A 15,938-nucleotide genomic window follows, 5' to 3' on the forward strand; every position below is an offset into this window, starting at 1 on the left:
GCACACTCCCTTAGATGCCTTATACGGGCTGCATTTGAAGCATTTTATTTTCATTCAATAAATTAAGCACAACTTCATATGCACTTTTTTCTTTATGCTTTTCAAAATAGCTCATTTTCCGTAATAAACCACGTACTTCTGGTTCATTTTCTAATACGGACGATATTTGCTCTTCAAAGGGAAAATCATCTTTTAAACAAACGATTAACTTTTCACGCGCTAACTTTTCTAAGTTAATTTGTTCTTGACCAGGTAAAGCTGAATGAACAAAGATCGGAAGGCGTTTCTTTAATGCTTCACTTACTGTAATACCACCCGGCTTCGTAACAATAGCATCCACCTGCTCGTACAAATAGTTCATCTCAACACGTGTCGTAATGTAGCCACGCGGTTCAATGTTAGGATGATTCCAAGAAGATAGTTCTTTAAATAGTTTTTGGTTTTTTCCACATAGAACGGTATAGCGATAATGAGAGTCCGTTCGAATTTGTTTAAGAAATCCTTTAATTTTTCCAAGTCCAATGCTGCCACCTGAGATTAGAATATGTTTCTTAAGTGGACGCGTATTGTAATAGGCTTGAATATCTTCGTTTACGGGTATACCCGTTATAATAATCTGGTTTTTACGAATTCCATGATGAGAGACGAGCTCTTTACGCATCGAATGATCGCTTACTAAGTGATAATCAATCCCTTGCTTGCCCCAAATGTCATTAATAAAAAAGTCTGTATACACATTCACAACGGGTACATCAATAAGCCCTCGTTGCTTTAAGCGGCTAATGATCGCCGAAGGAAAACAATGGGTACATACAATCACATTTGGTTTTTCTTCTTGAATAAGGCTCGCCATTTTTTCTTCAAATTTTAAAAATTGATGATAGAGCGCACCCCGTTTTTTTGAAGGCGAATTCCACATATGCTGATAAAACCAATCATACGTTTTTGGCATCATATGAATCCATTTAATATAGGTTGAAGAAATGACACGCTCTAACGGTTTATTCCAATAGCTTAGGAAATCAATTTTCTTACAAATAACATGTTGTTCGCTGCTCTGCTGAATTGAAGACATGAGCGCGTCCGCAACTTGATGGTGACCAGAAGGCATTTGGAACAAAGGTAAAAATAATATTTTCTTCATCAATAAACCCCCTTACAAACCTTCTACATCCTTGTTTGCAAATTTCTTTTTTACAATCATTAGTACAAATACGAGCAATGCTGCTACAGCGATCCACGGCAAATACTTTATTTCTATTGCATCGCCAAAAAAATAACCGACACTAATAAAGGTTGTTGTCCATACGGCCCCACCAACAACCGATAAACACATATAACGAACAAAGGAATAACGACTAATACCGGCGACATACGGACCGATCTGTCGAAGGCCCGGTAAATAAAATCCAAACAAAATAGTCATGTTCGCATGTTGATGAAACCGAGTTTCAACCTGACTCATACGTTCACTTGTTACTTTAATATACTTTCCATACGCTCGTATAAAGGGAGCACCAAACTTTTTCCCGATAATATAGGAAATAAGCATCCCCACTTCTGTCCCAGCGAATGCTGCGAGTAAGCTCATTTCAAAAGAAAGTTGTCCTTTGGCAATCAATACTCCTAGTAAGAACATAAATGATTCCTCTGGTGCAGGAATACCTACAATGCCACACAATAATATAAGAAAAATGACCCAATAGCCATAATCTTGTAAATACATAATGACATGGTCTAAACTCATGGTAACCTCATTTACTTATTTTGTGAAAATGTTGCTAATGACGTACACCGATAGCCCTGCTCAGTGGCATGTGCTAAAAATGGGCGCAACGCTTCTAGCATAACAGCAGGTGCCTCTTGATCTGCTCCTGGGTTATCTCCGTTATCGTGTAACAAATAAATTGTGCCTGGCGCTAAATCATTGCTTAAAGAGGCATATAATCGTTCTTTACCTTGTGATACTTTCCAATCCTGATGGATCGAAGACCACATTACGATGTGATATTCTTTCGCAACATGCATACTTGTCATATTAAATCGGCCAAATGGTGGACGGTAGTAAACAGGCTTCTTTCCTGTAGCTTCTGTAATTACTTTAGCACATTGTTCAATTTCCTGCCTTAACTTCCACGGAGTCAAAAACCAACTATTGCTATGATGATAATGATGAATGCCAATAGAATGTCCTTCTTTAATCATTCGCTGTAGAAGCACTGGATACCTTTGCGCGCGTTCGCCGACGACAAAGAAAGTTGCTTTCGCATCGTATTCTTTTAGTAGGTCTAGAAGTTGCTCTGTATAAATAGGATCTGGCCCATCATCAAAGGTTAAGGCAATCTCTGCATTCATTTTACCTTTTTTTAACATCCGATATGAAAAGACTCGTACAATAATAGTATACAATACACCGTAAGAAAGTATTATAAGACATACGATGAGAGCAATTAAGACAATCATGAAGTATACGTAGCTCCTTTAGACTCGTACATCATTTCAATATACACAGTTAGTTGCTCTTCACATTTTTGAAGACACCCTTTAGCATCTCTCAAAAGGCTATGTTTAAAATAATCTTTTTTCATCATTTTACGATAGCATCGCTTTAAGCGATTAAGCTTGATCTCACTTTCCTCAATATTTAAATCATGAGAGGCTTCCTTATTTTTTAATTCTTGAAGAAACAATCGGCAATTCTCCAATAGCTCATTGTATTCACTAGTACGCTGCACATGAAACAGCTCAATGAGTTCACACTCAGAGTAATGTGCGAATTTTTTTATTTCAATAATAAAAGCTTCTCCCGCATGATCGTCAATAAGCATCTTAATCTTTGCTAACTTTTGTTCTACTTCCAGTGTTTTTGGCACTATACATACCGACTGTTGAATATAAAGAACACCTAACGCCTTTAAATTTCTCCAAATTCGCACCCGAAGTGTCGAAGGCTCAGGTGGTACCTTATAGGAAAACAAATACCACGTTCTGTTTTCTTTCATCCCGTTCACACCTTATGTTACAATATCATGTTGTCATTTTAACACATTTATCAAGTGTTTCAACCAATAATGAAACGATTGTTTCATTTTTCCAAAGTTATTTACTAAATAATCTTCAAAGGAAGCACAAAAAGAGCTGTCAGGAAAATCCACTCGTTTCTCCTAACAGCTCTCTATTAATGAATATTTTTCTTTTTAAAGCGACCGCCTTTAACATCGTGAATATTCCCAACAGCCAAAAAGGCGGTAGGATCAATATCTTCTACGATATTTTTTAATTTTGCTTCCTCTAAACGAGTAATGACGGTAAAGATAACTTTTTTCTCATCACGAGAATACGCACCTTCTCCATTTAAATACGTAACACCACGTCCTAAACGGGCTAAGAGTGCTTCACCAATTCTTGTATGCTCATCACTAATGATCCATACTGACTTGGACTGATCAAAACCATCTATCGTAATATCGATAACTTTAAAGGCAATATAATAAGCAATTAAAGAATACATGGCTCGATCCCAACCAAATACAAATCCTGCACTTCCGAGAATGAATAAGTTGAAGAACATAACAACTTCACCAACAGAAAATGGTGTTTTCGTGTTGAATAGAACAGCGAGAATTTCGGTACCATCCATGGATCCTCCATAACGAATGACCATTCCCACACCAACACCTAAAATCACGCCTCCAAATACGGAAGCTAACAACGGATCATCCGTCAGTACTGGAACAGGATTTAAAAAAAAGGTACCAATTGACATAATGATAACCGCATAAAGAGTGGAAAATGCGAAGGTTTTACCGATTTGCTTATAACCGAGGAAAAGAAATGGCAAATTTAAAAGAATGAGTAATACACCTAAACTTAATGGCGTTACAGAAGAAAGTATGATGGATATTCCAACAATTCCTCCATCAATAATGTTGTTCGGTACAAGAAAAATTTCTAAACCGACTGAAAAAAGTGCGGCACCAAGCGTAATAAAAATAATACGTTGAAGCAGCTTTGTCTTGGAAATTTTCTTATGATTGGTCGTTTGTTCCTGCAAAGATTCCAATAGCAGTCCTCCTATCCTTTCATAAGTTTTTCTTATCATCTATTTATATTATATCAGTTTTAAGTTAAGACATAAAACATTACGCCTTATTCTTTCTAGTGTATCCGCTAATATTTTTTTCATTATGTAAAAAACCGCCCTCTAATCATTAGAGAGCGGTCTTCATTAAGATGCTTGTTTTATTTCTTTTAGATACGCTTCACCTTTCGCTTCGTCATATTGACCTTCCCACTTCGACATAATAATCGAAGCAAGTGAGTTACCAATGACGTTAACGACTGTACGTCCCATATCTAAAATACGGTCAATACCTGCGATTAACGCAAGACCTTGAACCGGAATGCCAACTGTGCCAAGAGTTGCAAGAAGAACAACGAAAGATACACCAGGAACACCGGCAATCCCTTTCGAGGTAACCATTAACACGAGCATTAATGTAATCTGCTGTGTAATAGAAAGATGTATACCATACATTTGAGCGATAAATAATGCTGCCAATGCTTGGTATAGCGTTGAGCCATCTAGATTAAATGAATATCCCGTAGGAATAACGAAGGAGGCAATCGGCTTAGGACAGCCGAACTTTTCCATTTTCTCCATCAGTTTCGGAAGCACTGTCTCTGAACTTGATGTAGAAAACGCAAGAATCATTTCATCTTTAAGAATTCTAAAGATGTTAAAAATGTTGATGCCTGCCATTTTCGCTACGAGACCGAGAATAACGAGGACAAAGAAAAACATTGTTCCGTATACAGTCAAGACAAGCTTAGCAAGCGGAATGAGCGATTTAACCCCGAACGTCGATACCGTTACCCCTATAAGTGCAAATACACCAAATGGCGCAAAACGCATAACAAGGTTCGTTACGTAAAACATTGCATCGGCCGTTCCCTGGAAGAATTTAAGTACAGGCTTTCCTCTTTCTCCAATGGCAGCTACTCCTAGTCCAAAAATAACGGAGAAAAAGATAATAGCAAGCATATCACCTTTCATGAGTGAGTCAAAAATATTTGACGGCACTATGTTAATGAACGTGTCTGCAAACCCGTGCTGCTCAACCGTTTTAGCGCTTTCAACAAAAGAGCTAATATCAGTTTTTTGTAAAGATTCTTTATTGATTCCGTGACCTGGTTGGAAAATGTTAGCTGATAAGAGACCGACAATAATAGCAATTGTCGTAATAATCTCAAAGTAAAGAATCGTTTTACCACCGAGCTTACCGAGCTTTTTCATATCTCCGACACCAGCAACACCGACAATTAGACTGGAAACGACAATCGGAATAACAATCATCTTGATCAGTCTTATGAAGATTGTACCGATCGGCTGTAAGTATACAGGAAGGTTCGGATTTTTATAAAAAATAGCTCCGACAATAATCCCCAGAATTAAACCAATCAGGATTTGCCAAGCTAATCCAATTTTCTTCATATTTATTCTCACCTCTACTTGTTGTATAGTTCTTTGGCACATTATACTCATTGTATATTTTTTTTAAAATGTTTGTCAAAGGTAATCTATGTTACTGATCCTATTTTTCGCTTTTTTTCGCTAAATTACTACAAGAAAAGCCATCCATCTTTTTAGGAAAATGTTATGTAAAACATTGCAACTGCAAGCGTTTACGTGTTTGTAAAACCAAACGTTTCTTCACTTTTTTGATAAGAAAAAAACATCGAAGTACTCGATGCTTTTTCTTTGCTTAGTTCCCATTAAATAGGGAAAATCGCGACAATTTCTTCAATTCGGATGATGACACGGAATGTACAATCGTTTCTTCGAACACGAAGTACGAGCGTATCTTGGCATACTTCGACCAGTCTTCCTCTGTAGGACTGATTGACGGTATCAACTTGGACACGTTCATTTAATAACGCACATGCCTCACGACTGAATGCGTTACGCCGTCTTCCCCATCCTGCTCCATCGTAACCAAAACCCATTAGTTACTCTCCTTTCATCACCGATTAGATATAAACCGATGTTACTAACAGTAAATGCAAAAGAGAAAAAAGGGTGTGGACAAACATCATGAGAGAGCAGAGAAATTTTCAATTCTCATACATGATGATGTGCACTTAATCATACGTTTAAAAGAGAGGACAAGGAGGTTATTCGGTGATCGTTAAGATCCTTGCAATTACAACAGGGAGTTTTTTAATGGCAGTTGGCATTAACGTCTTCATTCTTCCTTTTCACTTGCTGGATGGAGGAATTCTTGGGATAGGTTTACTTTTTCAATACGCCTTTGGAATTAATGTCGGGGCAACGATTGTACTTTTAAGCCTACCTATTTATTTATACGCCTGGAAATATGAACGGTATTTTTTTATTAATGGTATTCACGGGATGCTTATTTCCTCCCTTTTTATCGATTTACTCTTCCCGTTAAAAGGACTTTTTCATTTACCAGTACTCGAAAGTGCAATTTTAGGAGGATTATTCATTGGAACCGGAATCGGTATTATGCTTCGACAAAAAGCAAGTACGGGTGGAACCGATTTACTTGCCCTATTTATCGCAAGAAAAGCTTCTTTAAATGTTGGAATCATTATTTTTGTCATGGATTGTCTCGTCATTGGAACCGGTGTGTACGTCACAGGCCCCTCGTTATTTATGTACTCCATGGTAACCATCTTATCGGTCGCTCTTGCTACGAGTACAATCACCTTTTTTCATTCCGTTAAAGTATATTTAAATTCTTAAAGAAACAAAAAAGGAGCTTTCCTAGTCGTTCAGGAAAGCTCCTTTTGCTATTCAAAGCCATTAACAAGTTCACGTGTTGTTGAAAATGGTGTTTCTGATTCTTTTACTGTTTCTTGTTTGCTAACTTCGATTCGTTTAATTTGATGACCGTCCATCTCTACAACTTTAAATACCAATTCATTATGCTTGATGCTATTTCCTTCTTCAATATCGGAGTTTTGAGAAAGCATCCAACCACCAATGGTGTCTAAATCTGAATCATCAATATGCAAACCATATAAATCGTTCACTTCAGAAATAAGTACTTTTCCATCGAGAACAGTAACTCGTGGCGTGATCTTTAATATCATTGGTGTTTCATCTGTATCAAGTTCATCACGGATTTCACCGACAATTTCTTCGAGAATATCCTCTACTGTTAATAATCCAGCTGTTCCACCATATTCATCCATCAAAATGGCCATATGCACTTGTTGTTTTTGAAGTTTAACAAGCGTCTCTTGAATTGGTGTTGTTTCAAAAACAGTCATAATGGGACGCAGATAATTTTCTAGTGGCTGTTCTACGCCAGACATTAGATCGTAAAAAATTTCTTTCACGTTGACCATCCCTACAACATGGTCTTTATCTTCGTCTACAACTGGGTAACGTGTGTATTTTTCACTCGTAATAATCGCAAGGTTTTCCTCTAATGATTTATTGCTATACAAACATACAATTTCGGTTCGAGGAACCATGATTTCTTTTGCAATGCGATCATCGAATTCAAATACTTTATTCACATAGCTATACTCTGATTGATTAATCTCACCACTTTTATAGCTTTCAGATAGAATTAAGCGCAGCTCTTCCTCCGAATGTGCCATTTCATGTTCTGAAACAGCTGAAAGTCCAAAAAGCTTTGTAAAAACACGCGCACTCCCGTTTAGTAACCAAATGATGGGATACATCATTTTATAAAATAGGATTAGAGGACGTGATAAAACAAGAGAAACCTCTTCTGCTTTTTGAATAGCAAATGTTTTCGGTGCCAGTTCTCCTAACACGACGTGGAAAAACGTAATGATAGCAAAGGCAAGGAAAATGGAAATGGTTTTCGCAATCGTTGGACTCACCGCTAATTCCCGGAACACCGGGCCGAGCAAGTGCTCTAACGTTGATTCTCCTAACCACCCCAGGCCAAGCGCTGTAATAGTAATTCCTAGCTGACAAGCTGATAAATAGCCATCGAGGTTAAGAAGCACGGTTTTTACAGACAGTGCTTTCTTATTGCCCTCTTCAATGAGCTGGTCAATACGTGTCCGACGAATCTTTACGATGGCAAACTCGGCGGCCACGAAAAAAGCGGTTAATACAATCAGCATCACTACTACGAATATTTTAAATATGTCCAAATAGACTTTCTTTATTCCCTTCCTTCTCTTAGGGAATAAAGATGTCACCTCCTGATTAATTTTTACTGGATTTCTTCATTAAGTAAGCGGCGTTTCTCCAATAAATGATAATAGGCTGTGAAATAAGGCTGCGCGCTTCGCCGGCATATGTTGCAGAGCTAATTGAAGCTCATCTTTGCGAAGTTTCTCTAGGAGCGATTTCAAATCATAAACTCCTTTTTCTAGCGTATTCAAATGGATCTCTACTTTATGCAAAGTTTCATCAAACTTTCCTTCTTCTGTATGAAATGAATCCATTTTTTTCTTGATGCTATCTAAAGGAAGGTGCTGTTGTTTATAATAATCAATCCATTGAAGTTTCAACAATTGTTCGTCGTTGTAGAACCGGTAATTGGATTGGGATCGCTCAGCCTTAATTAGCCCGCGCTTCGTATAATAATCAATCGTGCGCTTAGATACGCCAGCTATTTCTGCTAGTTCACTGATACGATACTTCCCAAGTGAATCACCCCTCTACCTATAAGTAATTTAATTTTACTAGACATGAAACTGTACAGTCAAACGTTTCGGTTAATAACCATTTAATTCCTTATGAACTTATTTGGTGTCGGCGGCTGCTTGCACCCGTTGCATAACCTCATTCATTAACGTTTGTAGCATGGCTTTACCTTCTTTTTCCGAAGCACCTTTTACTGCGAAATAAAACTTTATTTTAGGTTCCGTCCCTGATGGTCGTAAACAAAACCATGAACCATCAGCCAATTTATACTTTAAAACGTTAGAGGCTGGTAGTTCAATGTCATAAGGTTCATTTGTGGTCATGTTCATACCTTTTTGAATACTATAATCTTCTGTAAACAGCACATCTTTTCCTGCTACTTTTGTTAATGGTGTTGAGCGGAAAGTCTCTAAGATTGCTTGGATTTGTTCTGCTCCAGCTTTCCCTTTCATCGTGATCGATTGAAGACCTTCATAATGATAGCCGTACGTTTCATAAAGATCTAACAATGCTTCATATAATGTCTTTCCTTGTTTTTTATAGTAAGCTGCCACTTCCGCAGCAAATAAACAAGCTTGGACAGCATCTTTATCTCGCACAAAGTCACCAATTAAGTAACCATAGCTTTCTTCATAACCAAAAACAAACGTATGTTCTTTTGATTGTTCAAATTCTTTTATTTTTTCACCAATAAATTTAAAGCCAGTTAATGTGTCAATTGTCGTTAAATGATACGCGTCTGCAATTGCGGCCCCTAGTTCAGACGTAACAATCGTTTTTAAAACCACCCCATTTGGAGAGAGACGGTTTTGCTTTTGCCGTTCACTTACTAAATAGTGAAGAAGGAGAGCCCCAGTTTGGTTCCCTGTTAAGACAACATATTCGCCCTCTGTATTCTTTACAGCAACACCAACACGGTCTGCATCCGGATCGGTAGCTAACAAGAGGTCTGCTCCTTGTTTCTCTCCATACTCTATCGCTAGTTTAAAAGCTGCATGTTCCTCTGGATTTGGAGAGGTTACTGTTGAAAAGTTCGGATCTGGTTCAGCCTGCTCGGCAACGACTGTGACATTTGTGAAGCCAAGGGCCGCTAGCCCTTTTTGCACAGGGTGATTGGCTGTTCCATGAAGCGGTGTAAACACAATTTTTAAGTCATGCATTTCACGAATAACATCAGGATTTACAGTAATTTTTTTTAATTGTTCATTGTAGGCTTCATCAATTTCCGCACCAATGATTTCAATGAGTCCTTTAGCCATTAACTCTTCTTTGGAACCTGTTTCGATTTGGAGTTCATCTTGCACTTCATTTACTTTTTCGGTTAAGAGATCTGCTTCTTTTAATGGTAGCTGACCTCCATCACCACCATAGACTTTATAGCCATTATATTCTGGCGGATTATGACTTGCCGTAATTACAATACCACCAGCAGCTTTTAGATAGCGCACGGCAAATGAAAGCTCTGGTGTCGGTCGTAAGCTTTCGAATACGTAAGTTTTAATGCCACGCGATGCGAGCGTTTTCGCTGCCTCCATTGCAAATTCAGGCGATTTGTGACGGCAATCATAGGCAATAACGACGCCGCGCGCGGCTGCCTTCGTTCCTTGTTGCTCTATATAAGCTGCTAGTCCAGCTGATGCCTTACGAATGGTATAGATGTTCATACGATTTGTACCGGGACCAATCTCTCCTCGCATGCCCCCTGTTCCAAACTCTAGATTTTTATAAAAGGCATCTTCTAAGCCTGTCTCTGTTTGTGCTAGTTCCTGCAACTGTTGACGAAGCTCTCCTTCAAGCCCTTCAGTATTCAGCCATTTTTTATAGGCTATTTCCCAATTCATTGTCGTTCTCCTTTCATCTGTAACCACGGTTTTATCCTACTATTCTTGAAACATCTTTCATTTCCTCTTATAGACTGCTTCTGATACATTATATCCTACTATTATCAAGCATTCGACAGGTCTGCTTATGTTTGCAAAAAGAAGTCGTTATTTCCCGGTGAATAATTCTCGAAACCGACAGTATATAGGAGAATTCCACAAAAAAAGCTTGTAGAAAAAATCTACAAGCCGCTAGTTAGTTTATGTTTTTACTTTTTTGTACAACTTCATAAAGATCCAGTCGACGATTACGAAGTTGTGTAACATTCCCAGCTTTGCGTTGTCTACGCAAAATCTCTAAATCAACATCTCCAACGACAACCGTTTCAATATTCGGATGACATTCACCAACAATGCCATCTCGTGGAAAGGCAAAATCTGAAGGTGTAAATATACCAGATTGCGCATATTGAATATCCATGTTTTCCACTTGTGACAAGTTCCCTACCGTACCTGCAATAACGGTATAGATTTCATTTTCAACTGCGCGTGCTTGCGAGCAGTAGCGTACCCGTACATAGCCTTGGCGATCTTCTGTGCAAAAAGGTGTGAAAATAATATTAGCTCCCATGTCAGTTACGATTCGTGAAAGTTCTGGGAATTCAATATCATAACAAATAAGAATGGCAATTTTTCCACAGTCGGTATCAAATACTTGGACTTTATCGCCTGGTGTTATGCCCCACCATTTTCGCTCGTTAGGCGTAATATGAATTTTATATTGCTTTTCAATGGTTCCATCTCGTCGGAATAAATAGGCAACGTTATACACATCGCCGTCTTCCTCTACAAAGTGTGAACCTCCAATAATGTTAACATTATAACGAACTGCAAGCCCTGTAAATAATTCAATATAGTCTTCCGTAAACTCCGTTAGCTTACGAATTGACTGACTTGGACTTTTCTCTTCTACAAAAGAGAGAAGCTGTGTTGTGAGCAATTCTGGAAAGACAGCAAAATCGGATCCTTGATCTGCGGCAACGTCAGTATAATACTCAACTTGCGTAGCAAAATCTTCAAAGGATTCAATGGTTTTCATCATATATTGAATAGCTGTAATGCGAACAGGTTCACTCGTTTTAAAGTGTCGCTTCGTATTGCTTGGAATATAGTCCACATTATTCCATTCCATTAACGTGGCATATTCTTTAGATTGTTGATCATCTGGTAAGTAGGAACGATTGATCCGCATCACCGTAAACTCGTTCATCAATTGAAAGGTTAAAACGGGATCATATAGGTTATGGTGAATAACTTCCTTTACATAATCACGCGCAGACATTTCATTGGCATATTTATAATAATTCGGAATGCGTCCGCCAATAATGATACTTTTTAAGTTCCATTCTTCTGCTAGCTCTTTACGTGCTTCATATAAGCGTTTGCCAATTTTCATTCGTCTAAAATCAGGATGAACCATTACTTCAATCCCATAAAGGTTATACCCGTCTGGATTATGATTGCGTATATAGCCATCATCGGTAATTTCATCCCACGTGTGTTGATCATCATACTCATCGAAATTGACAATTAAACTAGAGCAACTGCCGATGATTTTTCCTTCACACGTGACAACAAACTGTCCTTCAGGAAATATCTTAAGATGACTTTCTAACTGCTCTCGCTTCCAAGGCTCCATGTGGTTTGGAAAACAAATCTTTTGTAACTTCAATAACTCATCAATATCGTTATATTGAATATTCCGAAGTTCTACTTTTTTTTCGAACTTAGAAACATCTAATTCACTCATGATTTCGCCTCCATATACGTTCTATTTCCAAACGCTCATCCGCTTTGCTAACGAACCTGTGTGAAGTTCTAGTTGGATTCCATCAGGATCAAGGAAATTAATACTTCTTCCTCCACCTCTTTCAACCGGCTCTCTGACAATGGGTACATTCTTCGCTTTAAGAATTGTTACCGCTTTATGAAACCCATCTTCAGTAACCGTAAAAGCCAAATGATCTAGACCGACGCTCCGCTTAGGAAGCGGAGCGGTATTTGCTTTTTGGAGTAAACATAACCATACCGATCCCCATTCTAAATAGACGTCCGTATTTCCTTGATGTATTAACTTTGCTCCGAGCACGTCCACATAAAATGCCACAGATCGTGACAAATCGCTCACGGTGAGTGTCACATGATTTATCCCCTTAATTTCCATGAGATAAACGAGTAATTACGTCTTGAAGCTGCATATGAGCAAGGGATTCAAGGTGATGGTCCACTTCTCCAAAGGCAAGACCTTTTGTAATTTCATTAGGGACAACCACACAATATAGCCCTGCCGCCTTAGCGGCTTTTGCACCATTTACTGAATCTTCAAAGGCAATTGCTTCTTGCGGAGCTACACCTAAGCATTGAACAGCTTGACGATATAAGGCTGGATCTGGCTTTACCTTTTCCACATCATTCGATGTTTTAATGCAATCGAAATAATGAAGCAATTGAAGCTTCTCTAAGTGATTAGTAACCCACTCATTCGTTGAACTTGTAGCAAGTGCAATCTTTAAACCTAATTCTTTTGCTGCTTTCATATAATCTTCAACGCCTGGAAGGGCACCTTCATCTTCAAGCATTTCTAATACCCTTTGATGATGTCGTTGTCGTAAACTTTCACGATCTACCGTACTTGAAATTTCATTTTCTAAATACTCATAAGGATCTAGGAATCCTTGTGTACCTATGCATTTTTGCCAAAGTTCCACCGGCATATGAGCATCATGATCCACAAAAATTTCTTGTATCGCATCATAAATCTTTGTTTCAGTATCCATAATTAACCCATCAAAATCGAACACAACCGCTTTAATCATTTAAGAGAATTCCTCCTTTTTTCTTAACCTTATTTTCATTGTTACGTTAAAAAAGTGCAAGTTCAAACAACGCTTTCTTCATTTCCCCAACGAAAAACACCACATGTTCATTAACTAACGTATGTAGAAAACCGAACGATTTAAAAAGTGATCATTCAGCTTTATCTTTCATTTCGTTCCTTACCACCTTAAAAACCATTCGTTTTAAAGCGAATACTTCTTCCATTGCTGATAGCCGTTATCACGCCTAACTGATCGGTACGATATACCGTCATATTCAATTGTGCTAAACGTCCTAATACGACGTTTGATGGATATGCATTTGGATTTTGACTACCACATGAAATAATCGCTGTTTTTGCAGACACCGCTTTTAAAAACTTCATCGTTGTACCGGTATTGGCTCCATGATGACCCACTTTAATCACATCTGCTTGCAAATCTTGGTGCGAACGTAATAATTCTCGTTCAGCAGCAACCCCTGAGTCAGCCATCAATAGAAACTTATTGTTGCCATGCGTAATTTTAAGAACAGCAGAATAGTCATTAATGTATTTATAATACGATGCGCCTGGTGCTAATAGCTCTGCTTTTGCTGAAAATCCAAAACGGAAACTCGTACCCGCTACCGCTCGTTCAACCGGTATTTTTTTCTTATTAATCACTTTAAACAAGTCATGATAAAAGGACGTATCGTACGGCAAGTTCGGCATATAAATCTTTTTTACTGAAAAGGTTTCAAGTACTTCATCCATGGAACCAATATGATCATGATGGGGATGCGTAGCGATTACAAGATCAATGGTTTTCACACCTAACCCTTGCAAAAATTCAATGATGCGTGCGGCATCATGCTCATCTCCGCCATCCACTAAGATATTTTCGCCATTGGGCATTTGTACAAACATACAATCAGCACGACCCACATCTAAAAAATGAATTTTCATTGGCTCAAACCATGCAGCCTTTGCATCGTGTATGTCTGATAAACACACTAACATCGCAACAAATATAGCACTAATAATAATTTTTTTCACAATTCCGTCCTCTCCTTCCATTATGAATTAGTTATATGTAAAAGTGTTCCGTAATAAAAGAAATCCCACTATCCAAAAGATGGATAATGAGATTTCTTTTTTATAATAGGCGTGCTTCTCTTTTCTTAAAGAAGCTTTTCATTGAATGATACACATCCGCTTTTTCTTTTAAGATATAATAATTGAACTTCGGATCTGTAATGTTTTTATACACGCTCATAAGCGTCGAGTGCCGATTATAGGCATTGACTTCGCCATAACCAAACATATTGCTATGTTCCATAATTTGTTGCACTAACTTCACGCAGCGTGCGTTATCACTCGTTAAATTATCTCCGTCAGAAAAATGAAACGGATAAATATTATAGCGTGACGCATGATACTTTGTTTCAATAAGCTCTAGCGCCTTCTTATAAGCAGAAGAACAAATCGTTCCTCCACTTTCTCCTTTGTTAAAAAAGTCTTCTTCTGAAACGACTTTCGCCTCTGTATGATGAGCGATAAACTCAATCTCTACCGTTTCATACTTCGATCGTAAAAATCGAGTCATCCAAAAAAAGAAACTTCGGGCCATGTATTTTTCCCAAATACCCATACTTCCTGAAGTATCCATCATCGCAAGAACAACAGCTTTTGATTCCGGCTTTTCGATTTCATTCCACGTCTTAAATCGTAAATCATCATTGTGAATTGGCGCAATGGACGGTACCCCACTTAACGCATTTCGTTTAAATGCTGTCAATATGGTACGCTTCTTATCCACATTTCCCATAAGACCTGTTTTTCGAATGTCATTAAATTCAATTTTCTCTAATGTAATGTTATCTTGTTCTTTTTGCTTTAAATCTGGAAGTTCTAATTCCTTAAACAAATAATCTTGCAGTTCTGCTAAAGACACTTCTGCTTCAGAATAATCTGTTCCGGGCTTATCACCGGCGGGGCCTTTTCCTTTGCCTGCTCCTGCTTGCGAAGCACTTCCATCTCGCGCCACCACATCGCCTACCTGGCTATCACCATCGCCTTGCCCTACATGTTTATTTTTTTCATAATTGTATCGAATTTTGTATTCATCTAATGAACGGATTGGAATTTTTATAACATCCTTTCCGTTGGATAAGATGATGTTTTCTTCACTAATGAGATCGGGCAAGTTGTTTTTTATGGCTTCTTGTACCTTTTCCATATGGCGCTGATGATCCTGGTAACCTTTGCGATGGAGGGACCAGTTTTCTTGAGAGACGGCAAAATTATTCTTCGCTTCCTCTTTCATCATTTCCCCTCCTTTTGTCATTAGTACAGTGACTAACACGTGTTTATTTAAGATGAAAATAAGTTCATGTGTGAAAATGACCACCCCATTACTCTGTAAAAAGGGTTGGTTACTTTATCCTATGCAGTCCAAAGAGAGAATTGCTAAGTAATTGACACATTTTTCAAAGAATTGTTTAAGCTTCCTCGTCTATGTTCTTTAAAATATAAATCGAGTGAGAGGGAGGGACTAACTCCCGACCGCTCACGCCACCGTACGTACCGTTCGGTTTAC

The 15,938-nt window shown here is 38.2% G+C and carries 16 protein-coding genes; 1 reads left to right on the forward strand and 15 read right to left on the reverse strand.

Going from position 1 to position 15,938, the window contains the following annotated elements; translation table 11 throughout:
- Positions 1-19: 19 nt before the first annotated feature.
- The 7 genes from A374_RS09075 to A374_RS09105 all read right to left on the reverse strand — a co-directional run bounded on the left by A374_RS09075 (position 20) and on the right by A374_RS09105 (position 6,006).
- A complete protein-coding gene (locus tag A374_RS09075; RefSeq protein WP_007201916.1) occupies positions 20-1,144 on the reverse strand; it encodes an MGDG synthase family glycosyltransferase in 1,125 nt (374 codons plus the stop codon).
- Between the two features lie 12 nt (positions 1,145-1,156).
- Positions 1,157-1,747 carry a DedA family protein gene (locus A374_RS09080; protein WP_007201917.1) on the reverse strand — a complete coding sequence of 197 codons (591 nt, stop codon included), beginning with the start codon at positions 1,745-1,747 and terminating at the stop codon, positions 1,157-1,159.
- A gap of 11 nt (positions 1,748-1,758) precedes the next feature.
- Positions 1,759-2,463 carry a polysaccharide deacetylase family protein gene (locus A374_RS09085; RefSeq protein ID WP_007201918.1) on the reverse strand — a complete coding sequence of 235 codons (705 nt, stop codon included), beginning with the start codon at positions 2,461-2,463 and terminating at the stop codon, positions 1,759-1,761.
- Positions 2,460-3,002, reverse strand: a complete 543-nt coding sequence (locus tag A374_RS09090) for a Chromate resistance protein ChrB (RefSeq protein WP_007201919.1) — start codon at positions 3,000-3,002, stop codon at positions 2,460-2,462. Before A374_RS09090 ends, A374_RS09085 begins: the two co-directional genes overlap by 4 nt.
- Positions 3,003-3,178: 176 nt before the next feature.
- Positions 3,179-4,063: a YitT family protein gene (locus A374_RS09095; RefSeq protein WP_007201920.1), complete on the reverse strand. Its 885-nt coding sequence runs from the start codon at positions 4,061-4,063 to the stop codon at positions 3,179-3,181.
- 165 nt (positions 4,064-4,228) lie between these two features.
- Entirely contained in the window at positions 4,229-5,494 is a 1,266-nt protein-coding gene (locus tag A374_RS09100) for a cation:dicarboxylate symporter family transporter (RefSeq protein WP_007201921.1), read from the reverse strand.
- Between the two features lie 281 nt (positions 5,495-5,775).
- The gene (locus A374_RS09105) at positions 5,776-6,006 is read right to left on the reverse strand and encodes a DUF2642 domain-containing protein (RefSeq protein ID WP_007201922.1); all 231 of its coding nucleotides are present in this window, start codon (positions 6,004-6,006) and stop codon (positions 5,776-5,778) included.
- Between the two features lie 175 nt (positions 6,007-6,181).
- Here A374_RS09105 and A374_RS09110 point away from each other — a divergent pair, with 175 nt between their 5' ends.
- On the forward strand, positions 6,182-6,769 hold the full coding sequence (locus A374_RS09110) for a YitT family protein (protein ID WP_007201923.1): 588 nt from the start codon (positions 6,182-6,184) through the stop codon (positions 6,767-6,769).
- A gap of 47 nt (positions 6,770-6,816) precedes the next feature.
- On the opposite strand, the gene A374_RS09115 is transcribed toward A374_RS09110, so the two are convergent.
- The 8 genes from A374_RS09115 to yhbH all read right to left on the reverse strand — a co-directional run bounded on the left by A374_RS09115 (position 6,817) and on the right by yhbH (position 15,665).
- Positions 6,817-8,163 (reverse strand): hemolysin family protein, encoded by a 1,347-nt coding sequence (locus A374_RS09115; RefSeq protein WP_007201924.1) that lies wholly within the window; start codon positions 8,161-8,163, stop codon positions 6,817-6,819.
- Between the two features lie 78 nt (positions 8,164-8,241).
- On the reverse strand, positions 8,242-8,649 hold the full coding sequence (locus A374_RS19975) for a MerR family transcriptional regulator (RefSeq protein WP_083841995.1): 408 nt from the start codon (positions 8,647-8,649) through the stop codon (positions 8,242-8,244).
- A 111-nt stretch (positions 8,650-8,760) separates the two neighbouring features.
- Positions 8,761-10,503 carry a phospho-sugar mutase gene (locus tag A374_RS09125; RefSeq protein ID WP_007201926.1) on the reverse strand — a complete coding sequence of 581 codons (1,743 nt, stop codon included), beginning with the start codon at positions 10,501-10,503 and terminating at the stop codon, positions 8,761-8,763.
- 235 nt (positions 10,504-10,738) lie between these two features.
- A complete protein-coding gene (locus tag A374_RS09130) occupies positions 10,739-12,292 on the reverse strand; it encodes a bifunctional GNAT family N-acetyltransferase/carbon-nitrogen hydrolase family protein (protein ID WP_007201927.1) in 1,554 nt (517 codons plus the stop codon).
- Positions 12,293-12,313: 21 nt separating this feature from the next.
- Positions 12,314-12,706 (reverse strand): VOC family protein, encoded by a 393-nt coding sequence (locus tag A374_RS09135; protein WP_040340444.1) that lies wholly within the window; start codon positions 12,704-12,706, stop codon positions 12,314-12,316.
- Positions 12,696-13,358: an HAD family hydrolase gene (locus A374_RS09140; RefSeq protein WP_007201929.1), complete on the reverse strand. Its 663-nt coding sequence runs from the start codon at positions 13,356-13,358 to the stop codon at positions 12,696-12,698. The genes A374_RS09135 and A374_RS09140 overlap by 11 nt, the downstream gene beginning before the upstream one ends.
- 188 nt (positions 13,359-13,546) lie before the next feature.
- On the reverse strand, positions 13,547-14,395 hold the full coding sequence (locus tag A374_RS09145; protein ID WP_007201930.1) for a ComEC/Rec2 family competence protein: 849 nt from the start codon (positions 14,393-14,395) through the stop codon (positions 13,547-13,549).
- A gap of 100 nt (positions 14,396-14,495) precedes the next feature.
- Entirely contained in the window at positions 14,496-15,665 is a 1,170-nt protein-coding gene (yhbH, locus tag A374_RS09150) for a sporulation protein YhbH (RefSeq protein ID WP_007201931.1), read from the reverse strand.
- Positions 15,666-15,938 lie beyond the last annotated feature (273 nt).

The organism is Fictibacillus macauensis ZFHKF-1 (genome assembly GCF_000269865.1).
GTDB lineage: Bacteria > Bacillota > Bacilli > Bacillales > Fictibacillaceae > Fictibacillus_C > Fictibacillus_C macauensis.

Coding starts and splice junctions, on each gene's coding strand:
- A374_RS09075 (WP_007201916.1), bottom strand. CDS start 1,144: ATGAAGAAAATATTATTTTTACCTTTGTTCCAAATGCCTTCTGGTCAC.
- A374_RS09080 (WP_007201917.1), bottom strand. CDS start 1,747: ATGAGTTTAGACCATGTCATTATGTATTTACAAGATTATGGCTATTGG.
- A374_RS09085 (WP_007201918.1), bottom strand. CDS start 2,463: ATGATTGTCTTAATTGCTCTCATCGTATGTCTTATAATACTTTCTTAC.
- A374_RS09090 (WP_007201919.1), bottom strand. CDS start 3,002: ATGAAAGAAAACAGAACGTGGTATTTGTTTTCCTATAAGGTACCACCT.
- A374_RS09100 (WP_007201921.1), bottom strand. CDS start 5,494: ATGAAGAAAATTGGATTAGCTTGGCAAATCCTGATTGGTTTAATTCTG.
- A374_RS09105 (WP_007201922.1), bottom strand. CDS start 6,006: ATGGGTTTTGGTTACGATGGAGCAGGATGGGGAAGACGGCGTAACGCA.
- A374_RS09125 (WP_007201926.1), bottom strand. CDS start 10,503: ATGAATTGGGAAATAGCCTATAAAAAATGGCTGAATACTGAAGGGCTT.
- A374_RS09130 (WP_007201927.1), bottom strand. CDS start 12,292: ATGAGTGAATTAGATGTTTCTAAGTTCGAAAAAAAAGTAGAACTTCGG.
- A374_RS09135 (WP_040340444.1), bottom strand. CDS start 12,706: ATGGAAATTAAGGGGATAAATCATGTGACACTCACCGTGAGCGATTTG.
- A374_RS09140 (WP_007201929.1), bottom strand. CDS start 13,358: ATGATTAAAGCGGTTGTGTTCGATTTTGATGGGTTAATTATGGATACT.
- yhbH (WP_007201931.1), bottom strand. CDS start 15,665: ATGAAAGAGGAAGCGAAGAATAATTTTGCCGTCTCTCAAGAAAACTGG.